This window comes from Oricola sp. (genome assembly GCF_965230365.1).
Lineage (GTDB): Bacteria > Pseudomonadota > Alphaproteobacteria > Rhizobiales > Rhizobiaceae > Oricola.
On the sequence record NZ_OZ246003.1, the window covers coordinates 2,111,704 to 2,126,948 of the forward strand.

The 15,245-nt window shown below is 63.0% G+C and carries 16 protein-coding genes; 9 read left to right on the forward strand and 7 right to left on the reverse strand.

The annotated features are described in order from the left end of the window. Positions 1-94 precede the first annotated feature (94 nt). The 4 genes from ACO06R_RS10120 to ACO06R_RS10135 are packed head-to-tail and all read left to right on the forward strand — an operon-like array spanning position 95 to position 3,611. Complete coding sequence (locus ACO06R_RS10120) at positions 95-1,105, forward strand: ABC transporter permease (RefSeq protein WP_421848898.1); 1,011 nt, start codon at positions 95-97, stop codon at positions 1,103-1,105. Beyond that, positions 1,098-1,949, forward strand: coding sequence for an ABC transporter permease (locus ACO06R_RS10125; RefSeq protein WP_421848901.1), 852 nt, complete (start codon positions 1,098-1,100; stop codon positions 1,947-1,949). The genes ACO06R_RS10120 and ACO06R_RS10125 overlap by 8 nt, the downstream gene beginning before the upstream one ends. Further along, positions 1,946-2,818 carry an ABC transporter ATP-binding protein gene (locus ACO06R_RS10130; RefSeq protein WP_421848904.1) on the forward strand — a complete coding sequence of 291 codons (873 nt, stop codon included), beginning with the start codon at positions 1,946-1,948 and terminating at the stop codon, positions 2,816-2,818. The genes ACO06R_RS10125 and ACO06R_RS10130 overlap by 4 nt, the downstream gene beginning before the upstream one ends. Then, positions 2,811-3,611 (forward strand): ATP-binding cassette domain-containing protein, encoded by an 801-nt coding sequence (locus ACO06R_RS10135; RefSeq protein ID WP_421848907.1) that lies wholly within the window; start codon positions 2,811-2,813, stop codon positions 3,609-3,611. The genes ACO06R_RS10130 and ACO06R_RS10135 overlap by 8 nt, the downstream gene beginning before the upstream one ends. A gap of 28 nt (positions 3,612-3,639) precedes the next feature. On the opposite strand, the gene ACO06R_RS10140 is transcribed toward ACO06R_RS10135, so the two are convergent. The 7 genes from ACO06R_RS10140 to atzF form a co-directional block, all read right to left on the reverse strand. Further along, on the reverse strand, positions 3,640-5,115 hold the full coding sequence (locus ACO06R_RS10140; RefSeq protein ID WP_421859330.1) for an ABC transporter ATP-binding protein: 1,476 nt from the start codon (positions 5,113-5,115) through the stop codon (positions 3,640-3,642). 47 nt (positions 5,116-5,162) lie between these two features. After that, positions 5,163-5,840, reverse strand: coding sequence for a cysteine hydrolase family protein (locus ACO06R_RS10145; RefSeq protein WP_421848910.1), 678 nt, complete (start codon positions 5,838-5,840; stop codon positions 5,163-5,165). Further along, complete coding sequence (locus tag ACO06R_RS10150) at positions 5,837-6,859, reverse strand: formamidase (protein WP_421848913.1); 1,023 nt, start codon at positions 6,857-6,859, stop codon at positions 5,837-5,839. The genes ACO06R_RS10145 and ACO06R_RS10150 overlap by 4 nt, the downstream gene beginning before the upstream one ends. A 27-nt stretch (positions 6,860-6,886) precedes the next feature. Then, a complete protein-coding gene (locus ACO06R_RS10155; RefSeq protein WP_421859333.1) occupies positions 6,887-7,771 on the reverse strand; it encodes an ABC transporter permease in 885 nt (294 codons plus the stop codon). 41 nt (positions 7,772-7,812) lie between these two features. Beyond that, on the reverse strand, positions 7,813-8,916 hold the full coding sequence (locus ACO06R_RS10160; protein WP_421848916.1) for an ABC transporter permease: 1,104 nt from the start codon (positions 8,914-8,916) through the stop codon (positions 7,813-7,815). Between the two features lie 7 nt (positions 8,917-8,923). Further along, positions 8,924-10,033: a BMP family ABC transporter substrate-binding protein gene (locus ACO06R_RS10165; RefSeq protein ID WP_421848919.1), complete on the reverse strand. Its 1,110-nt coding sequence runs from the start codon at positions 10,031-10,033 to the stop codon at positions 8,924-8,926. A gap of 232 nt (positions 10,034-10,265) precedes the next feature. Continuing rightward, complete coding sequence (atzF, locus tag ACO06R_RS10170) at positions 10,266-12,044, reverse strand: allophanate hydrolase (protein WP_421848923.1); 1,779 nt, start codon at positions 12,042-12,044, stop codon at positions 10,266-10,268. A 122-nt stretch (positions 12,045-12,166) separates the two neighbouring features. Here atzF and ACO06R_RS10175 point away from each other — a divergent pair, with 122 nt between their 5' ends. From ACO06R_RS10175 to ACO06R_RS10195, 5 genes are all read left to right on the forward strand, one after another. Then, on the forward strand, positions 12,167-13,075 hold the full coding sequence (locus ACO06R_RS10175) for a LysR family transcriptional regulator (RefSeq protein WP_421848926.1): 909 nt from the start codon (positions 12,167-12,169) through the stop codon (positions 13,073-13,075). Between the two features lie 95 nt (positions 13,076-13,170). Further along, positions 13,171-13,836 carry a cysteine hydrolase family protein gene (locus ACO06R_RS10180; RefSeq protein ID WP_421848929.1) on the forward strand — a complete coding sequence of 222 codons (666 nt, stop codon included), beginning with the start codon at positions 13,171-13,173 and terminating at the stop codon, positions 13,834-13,836. Continuing rightward, positions 13,829-14,170, forward strand: a complete 342-nt coding sequence (locus tag ACO06R_RS10185; RefSeq protein WP_421848932.1) for a cupin domain-containing protein — start codon at positions 13,829-13,831, stop codon at positions 14,168-14,170. The genes ACO06R_RS10180 and ACO06R_RS10185 overlap by 8 nt, the downstream gene beginning before the upstream one ends. Positions 14,171-14,304: 134 nt before the next feature. Next, positions 14,305-14,505 carry a hypothetical protein gene (locus tag ACO06R_RS10190; RefSeq protein ID WP_421848934.1) on the forward strand — a complete coding sequence of 67 codons (201 nt, stop codon included), beginning with the start codon at positions 14,305-14,307 and terminating at the stop codon, positions 14,503-14,505. A 21-nt stretch (positions 14,506-14,526) separates the two neighbouring features. Further along, positions 14,527-15,240 carry a Crp/Fnr family transcriptional regulator gene (locus tag ACO06R_RS10195; RefSeq protein ID WP_421848937.1) on the forward strand — a complete coding sequence of 238 codons (714 nt, stop codon included), beginning with the start codon at positions 14,527-14,529 and terminating at the stop codon, positions 15,238-15,240. Positions 15,241-15,245: the final 5 nt, after the last annotated feature.

Consider the following 15,245-nt stretch of genomic DNA (forward strand, 5'->3'; position numbering starts at 1 on the left):
CACTCGATCGTTTAACGGCTAGCTGCAACAGCCTAATCGGGAAACGCTCCAACTTTGCGGGTGCCGAAGCGCACGCTGGCGGATATCAAACAGAATGCAACTGGTTCGTTCCATACTTTTCAGGTTGGCAAGCACCGCCGTGACGCTGTTCGGCGTGGCGGTGATCGTCTTTTTCGTGATCCGCGTGGTGCCGGGCAATCCGATTGCCATGATGCTGCCGCCCGGTGCGACGGAAGAGGACATCGCGCGGCTTACCGCGCTCTACGGTTTCGACAAGTCGATCCCGCATCAGTTCGTCATCTGGGTCGGCGGCGTGCTGCAGGGCGATTTCGGGACTTCGATAACGGCGCGCCAACCGGTGCTCGATCTTGTTTTGGGGCGGCTGCCGGCGACTTTGGAACTGTCGATCATGGCGCTGGTGATCGCGGTCATCCTGGGCGGCGCGGCGGCGCTGACCGGAACGCGCGAGCGCGGCACCAAGGTGGAGGCCGGGATCGACGTGGCCAACGGGATGGCGCTGTCGATCCCTGATTTCCTGTGGGCGCTGGTTTTCATCCTGCTATTTGGCGTCGCATGGCCGATCTTCCACATTTCCGGGCGGATCACGCCATCGCTGGACCTGCCGTTCGTCACTAATTTCTATCTGTTCGAGAGCGTGTTCCGGCTGCGCTTCGACCTGTGGGCGGACATTGTCAGCCACATGTTCATGCCGGCGCTGGCGCTGGCCATCCCGCTGGCCGCAATCATCGGACAGTTGCTCAAGCAATCGCTGAAGGAAACCATGCATCTGGACTATGTGACGCTGGCGCGGACCAAGGGTTTCGGCGAAAACCGGGTGATCCTGCGCGAAGCGCTGCCTAACGCCGTTTTACCAACGCTGACGCTGGTCGGGGTGCAGTTCACCTTCCTGATCGGCGGCACCGTGATCATCGAACGGCTGTTCAGCTATGAGGGGCTCGGCAACATGGCAATCGATGCGGTGATCAACCGCGACCTGCCGCTGATCCAGGGCATCGTCATCCTGTTTGCGGTCATCTTCACAGCGGTCAACCTGGTAGTCGACCTGACCTATGCGCTGCTCAATCCGAGGCTTCGTCATGCTTGACGGTCGCGCACATGTCCGACGCGGGATCGGCCTGCGGCTGTGGCTTTCCGGCGGCTGGCTGCTGTTCCTGGTGATCGCCGCCATCTTTGCCCCGTTGCTGAGCCCGCATAACCCGCTGGAGCAGGATCTGTTTCTTGGCCGCCTGCCGCCGTTCTGGTTGCCGGGCGCCGAGCCCGGCTACTATCTGGGAACCGACAGCCTCGGGCGGGACGTGCTGGCGCGTATCCTGCATGGCGCGCGTGTGGCGTTGATCGTGGCGGTGGCGGCCGGCGTGCTGACCGGACTGATCGGCTCGATCCTCGGTTTGCTGGCCGGCTATATGCGCGGCTGGGTCGACGTGGTGATTTCGCGGCTGATCGACATCTGGATGGCGTTCCCGCCGGTGCTGTTCTCGATCCTGTTGATCGCGGTTCTCGGCCCCGGCCTGATTTCGATCATCATCGCGATCGTGGTGATCGACTGGACGCGGTTCGCGCGCGTGGTGCGCGCCGAGGCGATGGCGCAGAGTGCGATGGACTATCCGGCGTCGGCGCAGATCGCAGGCCGTGGCCGACTGTCGACCATGCTGGTCGAGATCCTTCCGAACGTCTTGCCGACCACCGTCGTGCTGCTGACGCTGGAGATGGGCATCGCGGTCATCGTCGAGGCGATCCTGTCCTTCGTGAACCTGTCGATCTCGACCGACGATCCGACCTGGGGCAGCATGATCTCCGAGGGACGTGGATCGATCCATCAGGCGTGGTGGGTGATGGTGTTCCCGCTGATCGCCCTATTCCTGACCGTTCTTTCCTTCTCGCAGTTGGGCGAGGGGCTGAAGGACCGCTTCGATCCGGTGCTGCGATGAGCTATCTGAGCATTTCCAATCTCACGGTTCGGCTGACCGGAACCGACATGCGGCTGCTGCGCGATGTATCGCTGACGGTCAAGTCCGGCGAGGTGCACGGGCTGGTGGGCGAATCCGGGGCCGGCAAGTCGATGATCGGCAAGGCGGTGCTCGGCATCCTGCCGCGCTCTGTCGAGATCGTGTCGGGCAAGATTGAGCTGGACGGGGTCGACCTGCTGCAGCTTTCCAAGGCCGAGCACCGGCGGCGGCTCGGCCAGTCCTGCGCGCTGATCCCGCAGGACCCGCTGACAGCGCTCAATCCGTCGCGGCGGATCGAGCCGCAGATTACCGACCGGCTGACCGACATTCTCGGATGGGATCGCGCGCGGGCCCGGCAACGGGCGATCGAGCTTCTCGACGAGGTGCATATCGCCGATCCCAAGCGCATCCTGCGCAGCTATCCGCACGAACTGTCCGGCGGCATGCGGCAGCGCATCCTGATCGCTGCCGCGTTTGCCGCCGAGCCGAAGCTGATTGTCGCCGACGAACCGACGACTGCGCTGGACGTGACCGTGCAAAAGCAGATCCTGAAGCTGATAGGTGAAATGCAGGGCCACCATGACACGGCGTTGTTGTTCGTGACGCACGATCTGGGCGTCGTGTCGAAGGTTTGCCAGTCGCTTTCGGTGCTTTATGGCGGGATGATCGTCGAGGCGACGGATGTGGCCCGTTTCTTCGAGGCTCCGGCGCATGACTATTCGCGCGCGCTGCTCGCCGCAACACCGAAATACACCGATCCGGAAGCCAGCCTGACGCCAGTGCCGGAGGCCGTTGTCGCCGCAGTCAGGGCCGATGTCGAGGCCGCCGACAGGAAGCTGCAAAATGGCTGATCTCTACGAAGTCGACAATCTGGAGCTCTCGCTGCCGGACATGACACGGCGGCCGCTGTTCGGCGCCGTGCCACGCAATGAAATCCTCAAGGGGCTGAGTTTCTCGATCCCGCGCGGCGAGATCCTCGGGATCGTCGGCGGTTCGGGTTCCGGCAAATCGACGCTCGGCCGGGCACTGGTTCGATTGCTGGAGCCGACCGGAGGCACGGTGCGCTTCGACGGACGCGACATCACGCATCTGGAGGAGACCGAACTCAGGCCGCTGCGCAAGCGCTTCCAGATGATCTTCCAGGACCCGATGTCGTCGCTCAATCCGCGGCACCGGGTCGGCGGGTTGATCGCCGCGCCGCTCAGGCTGCAGGGCGTGGAAAACGCCCGTGAGGCGGCGCTCGAGGCGCTCGATCATGTTGGCCTGCCGCGGGGCTTTGCGGAGCGCTATCCGCACGAACTCTCCGGTGGCCAGCGCCAACGTGTCGGCATTGCCCGGGCGATCGCGTTGCGGCCGGATTTCATCCTCGCCGACGAGATCGTCTCCGGGCTGGACGTGTCGTCGCAAGCGCAGGTACTGGCCTTGCTGGAACGGCTCGTCGCCGAACTCGGCCTGACGCTCGCCTTCATCAGCCACGACCTTTCGGTGATCCGCAGGCTGTGCACGCGCATTCTGGTGCTGCATCATGGCGAGATTGTCGAAAACGCACCGACCGCCGAATTGTTCGACAATCCGTCGGCGGCCTATACGCGCGAGTTGCTGGACGCGATCCCGCTGCCCGATCCGGAGCAGGTCTGGAACTGACATCGATCCGGCGGTTTACGGCGGCGTATCAGCCGCCGGCCATGTAGCGCCCGATTTCGGCGCTGTCGGTCTGGTCGATCCGTGCGGTGTGGACAATACGCCCGCCGCTCATCACCGCGACGCGATCCGACACTTCCAGGATTTCGTCCAGATCCTCGGAAATCAGCAGGATTGCGACACCACGGTTGCGCGACTCGACAAGCCGCTCGCGGATTGCTGTCACCGAGGCAATGTCGAGTCCGAAGCATGGATTTGCGACGATCAGCAGGTCCACGTCGCCGGTCAACTCGCGGGCGAGAACGGTGCGTTGTACGTTTCCGCCCGACAGGGTGCCGACGGGCGCATGCGGCGAGGTCGTCTTGATGTTGAACTCGGCGATCAACCCGCTGGCGGCGCTCTGCATGCCGGCGGTGTCGTTCCACAGGCGCCGGGCGCCGTCGGATGAGTGGTCGAAGGTTCTGAAGGCGAGGTTCTCGGCGACGCTCATTCTCGCCGCGCAGGCATTCTGCAGTGGTTCCTCGGGCAGGAACCGGATTCTTGCCTCGATGGATTCGGCCCGTGTCGCGCCGTAGGCCCGGTCCTTGACCCGGATCTCGCCGCCGGTCAGCGGACGTTGCCCGGTCAGCATTTCCATCAGTTCCTTCTGACCGTTGCCCGAAATGCCGGCGATGCCGACGATCTCGCCGGCATGGACTTGCAGTTCGTCGATCTCGATGGTTTTCAGACCGGTCTTGTCCGGGGCGCGAAGATTGGCGAGTTCGAGCACGCGCGTATTGGTCACCGGCCGGCGTTCCGCCTTGTTGCCGGACACTTCCTTGCCCACCATCATCCGGGTGAGGTCTTCGTTGGAGACTTCACCGACTTTGGCGCTGCCCGCCTTCTTGCCGCGGCGCAGCACCGTGACATGGTCGGCAAAGGCGGTCACCTCGCGAAACTTGTGCGTGATCATCAGGGCGGTGAGCTGGCCGGCGGTGCAAAGGCTGCGCACATGGCCGAGGATCTCGTCGGCTTCGGCCGGAGTCAGCACCGAGGTCGGCTCGTCGAGGATCAGGAAGCGGCTGCCGAGGTAGAGCTGCTTGAGGATTTCCAGGCGCTGCTTCTCGCCCGCAGACAGATCGCTGACCGGCCGGTCGAGTGGCGCGCGGAAGGGCATCGTTTCTAGAAACGCATCAAGGCGACGGCTCTCTTCGGCCCAGTTGATCACCTGCGGCGTGTCGGCCCGGCTGATGACCAGGTTCTCCTTTCCGGTGAGCGAAGGGACCAGTGTGAAATGCTGGTAGACCATGCCAAGGCCGTGCCGTTGGGCATCGACCGGGTCGGATATCTCCTCCTGGCGGTCGTTGACAAGCAGTTCGCCATCGGTCGGTCTGTTGAACCCCATCATGCATTTGACGAGCGTCGACTTGCCCGCGCCATTCTCGCCCAGGAGCGCGTGGAAGCTGCCTGCCTCGACGCGCATGGTCACATTGTCGAGCGCGGTGAAGTCGCCAAACCGCATGGTCATGGCGACGGCTTCGACGCTGATCGCGGTAAATGCTTTGGGGCTGCGCACTAGACCAGCCCGGCGATCAGCTTGGCGCTGTCAGAGACCGCACCGAAGACGCCGCCCTGCATGGTCACCATCTTGAGCGCCGCGTCGTGATTGCCCTTGTCGGTGGCGCCGCAGCAATCTTCCAGCACCACGCATTCGAAGCCGCGGTCGTTGGCTTCGCGCATCGTCGTCGACACGCAGACATCGGTGGTGATACCGCAGATCACCAGGTTGTCGATACCCTTGGTGCGCAGGATCATTTCCAGATCGGTTGCACAGAAGGAGCCCTTGCCGGGCTTGTCGATGATGATCTCGCCGTCTTCGGGATAGAGTTCCGGAATGATATCCCAACCCGTTTCGCCGCGCACCAGGATCTTGCCGCAGGGGCCTGGATCGCCGATGCCGGCGCCGATCTGCTGCGAACGCCAGCGCTTGTTGGCGGGCAGGTCGGAGAGATCGGGGCGGTGACCTTCGCGGGTGTGGATGATGTGATAGCCCTTGGCGCGCATCGCCTTCAGCACCGCCTTGATCGGCTCAATCGGCGCCTGGGTCATCGACAGGTCGTAGCCCATGGCATCCACATAACCGCCCTTGCCGCAGAAATCGGTCTGCATGTCGATGACGATCAGCGCGGTGTTTTCCGGACGCAGATCGCCATTGTAAGGCCAGGCGTAGGGGGTGCTGTCGATGGTGCTCATTCGGCTGCCTCGTTGTGTTTCATGATTTCGCCAAAGGCGCGGGTCGGTGCGGGGAAGCCGCATGATGTTCCGTCAGTAACCTCTACGTCGTCCTCCCATGGCAGGCGGTAGGCGCCGGCGGCCAGATCGGTCATGTAGGTGTAGGGGCAATCCTGCGCGCCGCCCTTGACGGCGACATAACCGCGATGCCCGAACTGGTAGATGTTGTTCTCGACGCCCCAACTGGTGCGGGCTTCGCGGATCAGATCCGGACGCAGTTCCGCGGTGATGATCTCGTCGACGCGGCCAGCGGTGCCATGCGCGATGATCGTGCCGTCGAAATTGCAGATCATGCCTTCGCCCATGCTGTCGAAAGTGCCGTCCGAACCGCACATGCAGACATTGACGGTCGCCATCAGGTTGCAGAAGGCGTTGGACTGGTTGGTGAATCTCCAGCTCTCGCGGATCGGCGCCGTGTAGCCGGCCGTGCGGATCATGATCTCGGCGCCTTTGTAGGCGCATTCGCGTGCCATTTCAGGGAACATGCCGTCGTGACAGATGATCAGGGCGAGCTTGCAGCCGTTCGGCCCGTCACAAACCGGGATGCCTTGGTCGCCGGGTTCCCATGGCTCGACCGGAACCCAGGGATGCATCTTGCGGTAATAGAGCCGGATTTCGCCTTCGTCATCGATGATCAGCCCTGAATTGTAGGGCATGCCGCCGGGATTGAACTCCATGATCGAGAAGCAGCCCCAGATCGCGTTGTCGATGCACGCCTGTTTGAAGGCGGCGACTTCCGGGCCATCGAGCCTGCACATGATCTCCGGATTGATGTCCATGGAGAGACCGTGGAGCGCGTATTCCGGAAAAACCACCAGATCCATGGTCGCCATGTTGCGGCGCGCCTTGCCGACCAGTTCGACGATCCTTGCGGTCTGTGCGGCGAGGTCCGCGGGTGTTGCAACCACGGGCAGTTGCAACTGCACGGTTCCGATGACGACCCCGTGTTCCGACTTGTTCAATCCGCCCAGTCCGCTCATGAGGCCGTCCCTTTACTTCGTGATGGATCACTTTGTTATGGATAGTTCGCGCGGTGCGCCGGTCATCGCACGATGCGGCGAAGAGGTCAGGATCAGGAGCCCCAGGGTCAGCACATAGGGCGCAGCAAAGAACAAGTAGTAGCCGGACGTCACGCCGACCGATTGCAGGGCCGGGCCGAGCGCGCCGGCGCTGCCGAACAGGATCGCCGCCCAGAAGCAGTTGACCGGGTTCCAGCGGGCGAAGATCACCAGCGCAACAGCCATCAGGCCCTGTCCTGAGGAAATCCCCTCGTTCCAGCTGCCGGGATAGTAGAGCGACAGATAGGCGCCGCCGACGCCGGCCAAAGCGCCGCCTGCAGCGGTCGACAACAGCCGGACGAGATTGGGGTTGAAGCCGATGGCGCGTGCGGCATCAGTGCTGTCGCCAACCACGCGGACCATCAGGCCGATGCGGGTCGAGCGGAACATCCAGGCCATGGCGACCGCAAGCACAGCGCCGATGACGAAGAGCGCGTTGATGCGTAGCGCGGCCTCGAGTTGCGGGATTTCTGTCCACCAGCCAAGCGGGATCGATGGCAGGTCGGGGGCGACGGGCTGGATGTAGGACTTGCCGAAGAAGAAGGCGAGCCCCATGCCGAGCAGCATCAGTGCGATGCCGATGGCGATGTCGTTGACGCCCTTGAAGCGGCAAATCCAGCCGTGGAAGAGGCCGAACCACGCGCCTGCAAAGGCCGCCGCGAGAACGCCGAACCATGCCGAGCCGCTCTCAAAGGCGACCGCATAGCCCGCCATGGCGCCGAATACCAGCGTGCCTTCAAGACCAAGATTGATCCGGCCCGAGCGCTCGGTCAGGCATTCGCCGAGTGACACGAAGAGGAAGGGAGTCGAGACGCGGATCGCGCCGCCAAGCATGGCGATGGGAACGGCCCAGAGACCGATATCGACGGGCTCGCTCAATGCTGTCTCCAGAAGCTCGGCCGGAAGATCGCGAGGCGGCCATAAAGGGTTTCACTGAGCAACAACACCACGAAGACGATGCCCTGCATGACCAGTATGGTGGCGTCGGGCAGGTCCATGCGGCGCTGCACCAGCCCGGAGGAGGCCTCGAAACCGGCAAGCAGGATCGCGACCGGGATGATCGCCAGAGGATTGTGCCGGGCGAGGAACGAGATCAGGATGCCCGTGTATCCATAGCCGGCGACGAGCGACGCATTGGCCGCGCCGTGAATGGCGGTGACCTCGAAAAAGCCGGCCAGCGCGGCGAAGGCGCCGCCAAGTGCTGTGAACCCGATGATCAGCTTGCCGACCGGCAGGGCCTGCACCTGTGCGGCGCGGATGTTCTGGCCGGCAATGCGGGCGGCAAAGCCGATGGTGGTCCGGTCAAGCAGGACCCACGACAGAATGCAGGCCAATACGCCGACGCCGAAACCCCAATGGACCTCGATGCCGATCGGCATGTTGCCTATAAGCAGGCTCTCCGGGAGCGGTGCGGTCGACGGCTTGTTGAGGCTGTTCGGGTCGCGGAACGGGCCTTCGACGAAGTGGTTCAGAAGCGCGATGGCGATGTAGGCCATCAGCAGCGATGCGATGGTTTCGTTGACCCCGCGCTTGAAACGCAGCCAGCCAATCGCACCCATCCAGAGCGCGCCAGTTATGGCGGCCGCCAGGACCATGAAGGTCAAGCCGACGACCGGATGCGTGCCGACAAACAGCAGGCCGGTGACGGCTGCTGCAAGCCCGCCAAGTGCGATTGCGCCTTCGCCGCCGATCACCACGAGGCCGAGCCTTGCGGGCAGGGCGACGCAGAGTGCGGCGAACAGCAGCGGCGCCACGCGTGACAGTGTATTCTTCCAGGAAAACGCGGAGCTGAACCCGGCCTTGTAGATCAAGGCATAGAACTCGGCTGGCGATTTGCCGAGGGCCAGCAGGAAGCCCGAGAAAATCAGAAGCCCGCAGGCAAGGGCTGCCAACGGGATGACGACAACCTCGGCCCGGGGCAGCCAGAGCGCCAGGGTTTGCCCCCGAAGGGGCAAGGAGGCTGTCGTCGTGTCGGTCATGGAAGGATCAGCTTGTGGAGCCGATCACGCCTTCGACGAGGTAGTCCATGCTTTCGAGAGCGATGTCATCCTCGGGGAAGGCCTGGCCTTCGGCGGCAATGACATTGCCTTTGTTGTCCTTCATCGGGCCCTTGATGACCGCGAAGCCGCCCTTCATGATTTCGGCCTTGGTGGCCTCGAACTGGTTGCGGGCCGCGTCGGAAACGGACGGGCCGAGCGGCGACATCTTGATGAAGCCGTCGGTCAGGCCACCACGTACGAAGTTGTCGATCGTGCCGCCATCGAGAACGGTCTGCACGAAGCCGGTATAGACGTCGGCCCAATTCCATTCGGCGCCGGTCAGGTACTGTTCGGGCGCGAGCGGCGACTGGTTGGCGTGATAGCCGCACACATAGGCGCCGCGACCGGCGGCCGTCTCCATGACGACCTTCGGTCCGTCGACATGGCAGGTGATGACGTCGCAGCCCTGGTCGGCGAGCGCATTGGTTGCCTCGGCTTCCTTGACCGCCAGCGACCATTCGCCGGTGAAGATGACCTGACAGGTGATTTCCGGATCGACGGAACGGGCACCGAGCAGGAAGGAGTTGATGTTGAGCAGGACTTGCGGGATCGGCTTGGCGGCAACGAAGCCGATCTTCTTGGACTTCGTGGCGTGGCCGGCGGTCACGCCGTTCAGGTACTGGCCCATGCCGATATAGCCGAAGTAGGAGCCGACATTCATCGGGTGCTTGTCGGCCGACCACAAGCCGGCGGCATGCTGGAAGCGGACGCCCGAGTATTTAGGCGCAACCTTGAGGATGTGCGGGTCGAAGTAACCGAACGAAGTCGGGAACAGCAGCGTCGCGCCATCGAGATTGATCATCGATTCCATGGTGTTTTGAACATCCACGGTCTCAGGCACATTCTCTTCCTCGATCACCTTGACGCCAGCCATCTGCTTGACGGCGGCCGCGCCCTCGGCATGCGCCTGGTTGTAGCCGAAATCGTCCTTCGGGCCGACATAGATGAAGCCGACAGTCAGGTCGTCAGCAGCGAGCGCGGTGCCCGAAAACGCACCAGCGGTGAGCGCTGCCCCGCCAGCGGCGGCAGCCGATGCAAGGAAATGACGGCGGTTCATGGAAATGGTTCTCTTCACGTGACACCCCTGTTCAAATGCGCCCGTTTCTACCTTGTGGGATTGGCGTTTGCGGGCTTGGTTTATGCCGAAACGCACAGTCGCACAGGAGAGCGGTTCTGAATTGTGCTAGTTTTTCGTACGACCGATGCAAAAAATGCAGCGGTAGATGGTTCGTGAAAAAAGAGGGCCGCTGACGCGGCCCGTGAACTGTCCAAACGGGTGAACAAGGCGATCAGGCGTTGAGATACCGTCGCCAGTCGGCCAGCTTCGATATGTCTTCCGCGTCCTCGGTGGCGACTGCCTCGCACAGAAAGCCCTGAACAGTGGAGCCATCCGCGAGATTCAACGTGCCGATGCCAAGCGGTTGCGGGATCGTCGCCATGAAGCTGCCAAATGAGGAAAGCGGCATGCGCCAGACCTCAAGCTTGATGCGCGCGCCGGTTCCATCCGGGATCCGCACAAGGCCCGGCCGTGCCACGCCGGCGCCTGGCAAGGCGTAGAAAGCGTAGTCGGCAGAAGTCTCTGCTGCCGAGACAAAAACCGCGCCGCGAGAGGTCAGGTCGCCGTTGAGCGGCAGGCCCGACATATGCGCGCCGCACACCGCGATATCGATCGTGTCGGCAGGGGCGGCTTCGAGCGCCGGCGGTGCGGGGCGCGCCCAACCGGTCGCGCCGAGTGTCCGTTCGCCCTCGGCTTCGATCAGCGTGGCGAAAGCGGCGATCCGTGCGTCTTCGCCAGCCGGGGCAAGAAGCGTGATGCTGCCGGGACGGCCGTCGCTGCGCACGGGCGTCGGTACGGCGATGCCGCACATGTCCATCAGGTTCACGAAATTGGTGTAGGTGCCGAAATTGCTGTTCGGCTGGACCGGGTCGGCCTCGAGGTCTTCGACCGAGTAAAACGTCGGGATGGTCGGGACGCAGAGCATATCGAGACCGGCAAGCGATGGTTCGGCCTGACGGACGAGATCCTTCAGCCGGTACATTCCCTTGAAGGCGTCAGCAGCCGACAGCCGCTCCGCTGCGCCGATGATCTTGCGCGTGACCGGATACACGTCGTCCGGCTGTTCGGTCATCATCGTCTCGATGGCAGCGTAGCGCTCCGCCACCCATGCGCCCTCGTAGAGCATCTCGGCGACATCGTAGAGCGGCCCGAAGTCGATCTCGCGGATGGTCGCGCCCAGCGCCGCAAGTCGCTCAAGCGCGTTCTTGAACGAAGCAGCCTGCACCTCGTCGCCAAAGAAGCGGAGGCTTTCGGGCGTTGGCACGCCGACGACCGGCGCGTTCTGTTGTGTCAGGTTCGGGACGGCAATGTGTTTCGAGTAGCTGTCGGCTGGATCGTACCCGGCAGCCGCCTGGAATGCGGTGTAGGCGTCGCCAACCGTCAGCGCAAAGACCGAGATGGTGTCCAGTGTCCGGCAGGCGGGAACTAGACCCGTGGCCGACAGGCTGCCAAGTGTCGGCTTCAATCCGACAATGTTGTTCAGTGCGGCCGGTACGCGGCCCGATCCCGCAGTGTCGGTGCCGAGCGCGAATGTTGCGATGCCGTGAGCGACAGCGACCGCCGAGCCTGCCGACGATCCGCCGGGGACGATCTCGGGATCGAGGGCGTTCTTCGGCACGCCATAGGGGCTGCGCACGCCAACAAGACCGGTCGCGAACTGGTCGAGATTGGTCTTGCCGATCAGGAGGGCGCCTGCGGCGCGCAACTGCTTGATGACGAAAGCGTCCTCATGTGCCGTGTAGGCGAAGGCCGGGCAGGCCGCGGTGGTCACCTTGCCGGCAACATCGATGTTGTCCTTGATGACATAGGGCACGCCCCAGAGCGGCCGCGACGGATCGTATTCGCCGAGCGCGCGGGCTTCTTCCAGCACCTCTTCCTCGTCGAACAGGCAAAGAAAGATGGCCGGGTCATCGACGCTACGGATGTTCGAATAGACCTGCGCCACGATTTCGGTGGGAGACAGGCCGTCGCCATAGGCCTTTCGCAGGCTCGCCAGTGTCAAAGGGACCATGACGACTCCTCTCTTTACGTTTTGAACGATGTTCTTGCGTTCTTTTCCCCCGGTGCTGCAAATGCTAAAAACTCAGAGAAGCGGTGCATTTTTTCGCACGCTAGATCAATCTGGAAGGCAAGATGCGGCAATTCATCGATTTTGACTTTGTCGAGGCAGTCATTCGCGCGGGGTCGATCCGCAAGGCGGCCGAAGACATGAACATCACCGCATCGGCCCTGAACCGCAGGATCAACCGGTTCGAGGAGGAATTCGGTTACGAGATTTTCGAACGGTTGCCCCGGGGCATGCGGCTGAACGCGGCCGGCGAGTTGATGCTGCAGCACATCCGGCGTCAGAAATCCGATCTCGCGCGGTTGAAGTCGCTTGTCGCCGATCTCTCCGGAGCCCGGCGCGGCCATGTCTCGATTGCCTGCTCGCAGGCGCTGATGCCGGATTTCCTTCCGCGCCAGATCGCCAGCTATCGAAAGGCGCATCCCGGCGTGACATTCAGCGTGAACACGCGCGACAGGTTGGCGGCCGAGCAGGAGTTGGCCAGTTTCGCAAGCGACATCGCGCTGGTCTTCGAACCCAAGCATATGGTCGATTTCGAGATCATCGCCGCAGTCGCCCAGCCGATCCACGCAACCATGCATGTCGATCATCCCCTGGCAAAAAAGAATGTCGTGCGGCTGCGGGACCTTGTGGAGTTCCCGCTCGTTGCGCCAAGTTCGCACTATGCGGTGCGGGTCTTGCTGGACGACGCCTTCAAGCAGCGGCGGTACGCGGAATTCGCGACGGTGGTCGAATCCGAATCCTTCGATTTCATGCGCAACTACGTGATGCACGAAGGCGCCGTCAGTTTCCAGTTTCCGATCGGAATAGCGCCCAATGAGCAGATGACTTCACGCCCGCTATCGATCAAGGATTTCGCGCCGGGCAATCTGCTGCTGGGCCAGCAGCGTGGGCGGACGTTGCCGGTCGCGTCGGCCCGGTTCGTACAGCAACTGGTTTCGGGGCTGGAGGAGCTGGAAAGCGTGACGGCCGAGTGAGCGGTGCGGATTTTTCACCGCAGCACTGCCAATCGGGCAATTCCACTCAACGCAGGAGCGGCCTAAGCTGGTGTGACCTCAACGGGACCCAGAACATGATCCAGATTGCCGCGGAGCCGTTTGCGTTTTCCTGCCCAGTCAAGAAGCTTGGCCTTGTCGTTATCGACATGCAGAGGGATTTCGTCGAGCCGGGCGGATTTGGCGAGAGCCTGGGCAACGACGTGTCCCGCCTGCAAGCGATCATACCGACGGTGGCGCGGCTGATCGCCGGTTTCCGGAATGCCGGCCTGCCGGTGCTGCACACGCGCGAGTGCCACCGGCCCGACCTGTCCGACCTGCATCCCGCCAAGCGCGACCGCGGCAGTCCGAAATTGCGGATCGGCGAGCCGGGGCCGATGGGCCGGGTGCTCGTGGCCGGTGAACCGGGCGTCGAGATCGTGCCGGAACTGGCGCCGCTGCCGTGCGAAACGGTTATCGACAAGCCGGGGAAGGGGGCGTTCTACGCGACACGCTTCGCCGAGGTATTGCAGGCCCGTACGCTGACCCATCTGGTGTTCGCCGGCGTGACGACGGAGGTCTGCGTCCAGACCACGATGCGCGAAGCAAATGATCGCGGCTACGACTGCCTTCTGGCGACCGATGCAACCGAAAGCTACTTTCCCGAATTCAAGGCGGCGGCGATCGACATGATCGTCGCGCAAGGCGGCATTGTCGGCTGGGCAGCACCGACAGCGGCGGTCCTGGAGGCGATCGATGGCTGACCAGAACGTCTATCGCCGTCTGCAGATCGGCGGCTGGAAGGAGCTGCCTTTCGAGCCGTTTCGGACCGGCGTCGAAATCCACATGCTGCGCGAGGGCGAGCCTGCGCTGGCTTTGCTGCGCTATCAGCAGGGCGCTTCCGTTCCGGCGCATCTGCATCCCGATGTCGAGACGATCCTCGTGCTCGAAGGCTCGCAGAGCGATGATGCGGGCACCTACAACGCCGGTGATTTCGTGATCAACCAGCCGGGAAGCAGCCACCGCGTGTGGAGCGACGACGGCTGCGTCGTGCTGATCAGCTGGAGCAAGCCGGTCGAGTTCCTGGCCGTTGAATGAACCGGCGTTCGCAGCCGGGTCGCCAGCTTCCAGGAGTTGGTGGGTAATTGTGACCTCCTCTGTTGACGTGGGTCAAGGTATTCGGGCCGGCGGACCACTAGCGTCCTGGAAACCCGTTGAAGAGGGAGGGGATCATGAAAGCGAAAGGCTTTATTGCCAATTTCCTGTCAAGCGCAAAGCCCGATACGCGCGAGGAGACGCCGGTTGTACCGGAAGGCCATTGCGGCGCATGCCTGACCGGCGCCGGTCCGATGCCAGACTGTCCGTTCGCCGCAGACGACGAGTGCCCGATGGGCCGAGACCCCGGCGAAACCGCGGTTTACCATCAGCTCTGACGTATAGTATTATTGGACTTCATGGACACGCGCCGGCAACAAATCGCCAGTTCGAGCCTGCTTCTCTCCAACTGCCCGGAGGAAGTGGCGGCGCCGCTTCTGCGCCGCGCCGTTGTCAAGCGCTATTCGCGCGGACAGATCCTGTTTGATCATGGCGATCCCGCGACCTCGGTCTACATCGTGCTCGATGGCTGGGTAAAGCTCTACCGGATCACGGCGAATGGATCGGAAGCGGTGGTGGGCGTTTTCACCCGCGGCCACAGCTTCGGCGAGGCGGTGGCCCTGCGCAACGACGTCTATCCGGTCGCATCCGAGGCAGCGACGGATTGCGAGGTCGTGCTCATCCCTTCGGCTGACATCCTGAGCGTGATGCACTCTCATCCCGAGGTCTGCATCGCCATCCTGTCCTCGACGTTTGCGCATCTGCATTCGCTGGTGGCCGAGATCGAGCAGCTGAAGGCGCATACGGGCGCGCAGCGGGTGGCGCAGTTCCTGCTGTCGCTTACCGACCAGGAAACCGGCTCCTGCACGGTAACGCTGCCATTCGACAAGATCCTGATCGCCGGCCGCATCGGCATGAAGCCGGAGAGCCTGAGCCGAGCCTTTTCGCGCCTGAAAACGCACGGCGTCACGATCAACCAGAACCATGCCGTCATTACCGATCTGAGCCATCTGCACGACTTTGCCGATGACGACACGGGGCTGGATGGCCCGGGGCGGCGCGTCTCTCTCTAATGGCG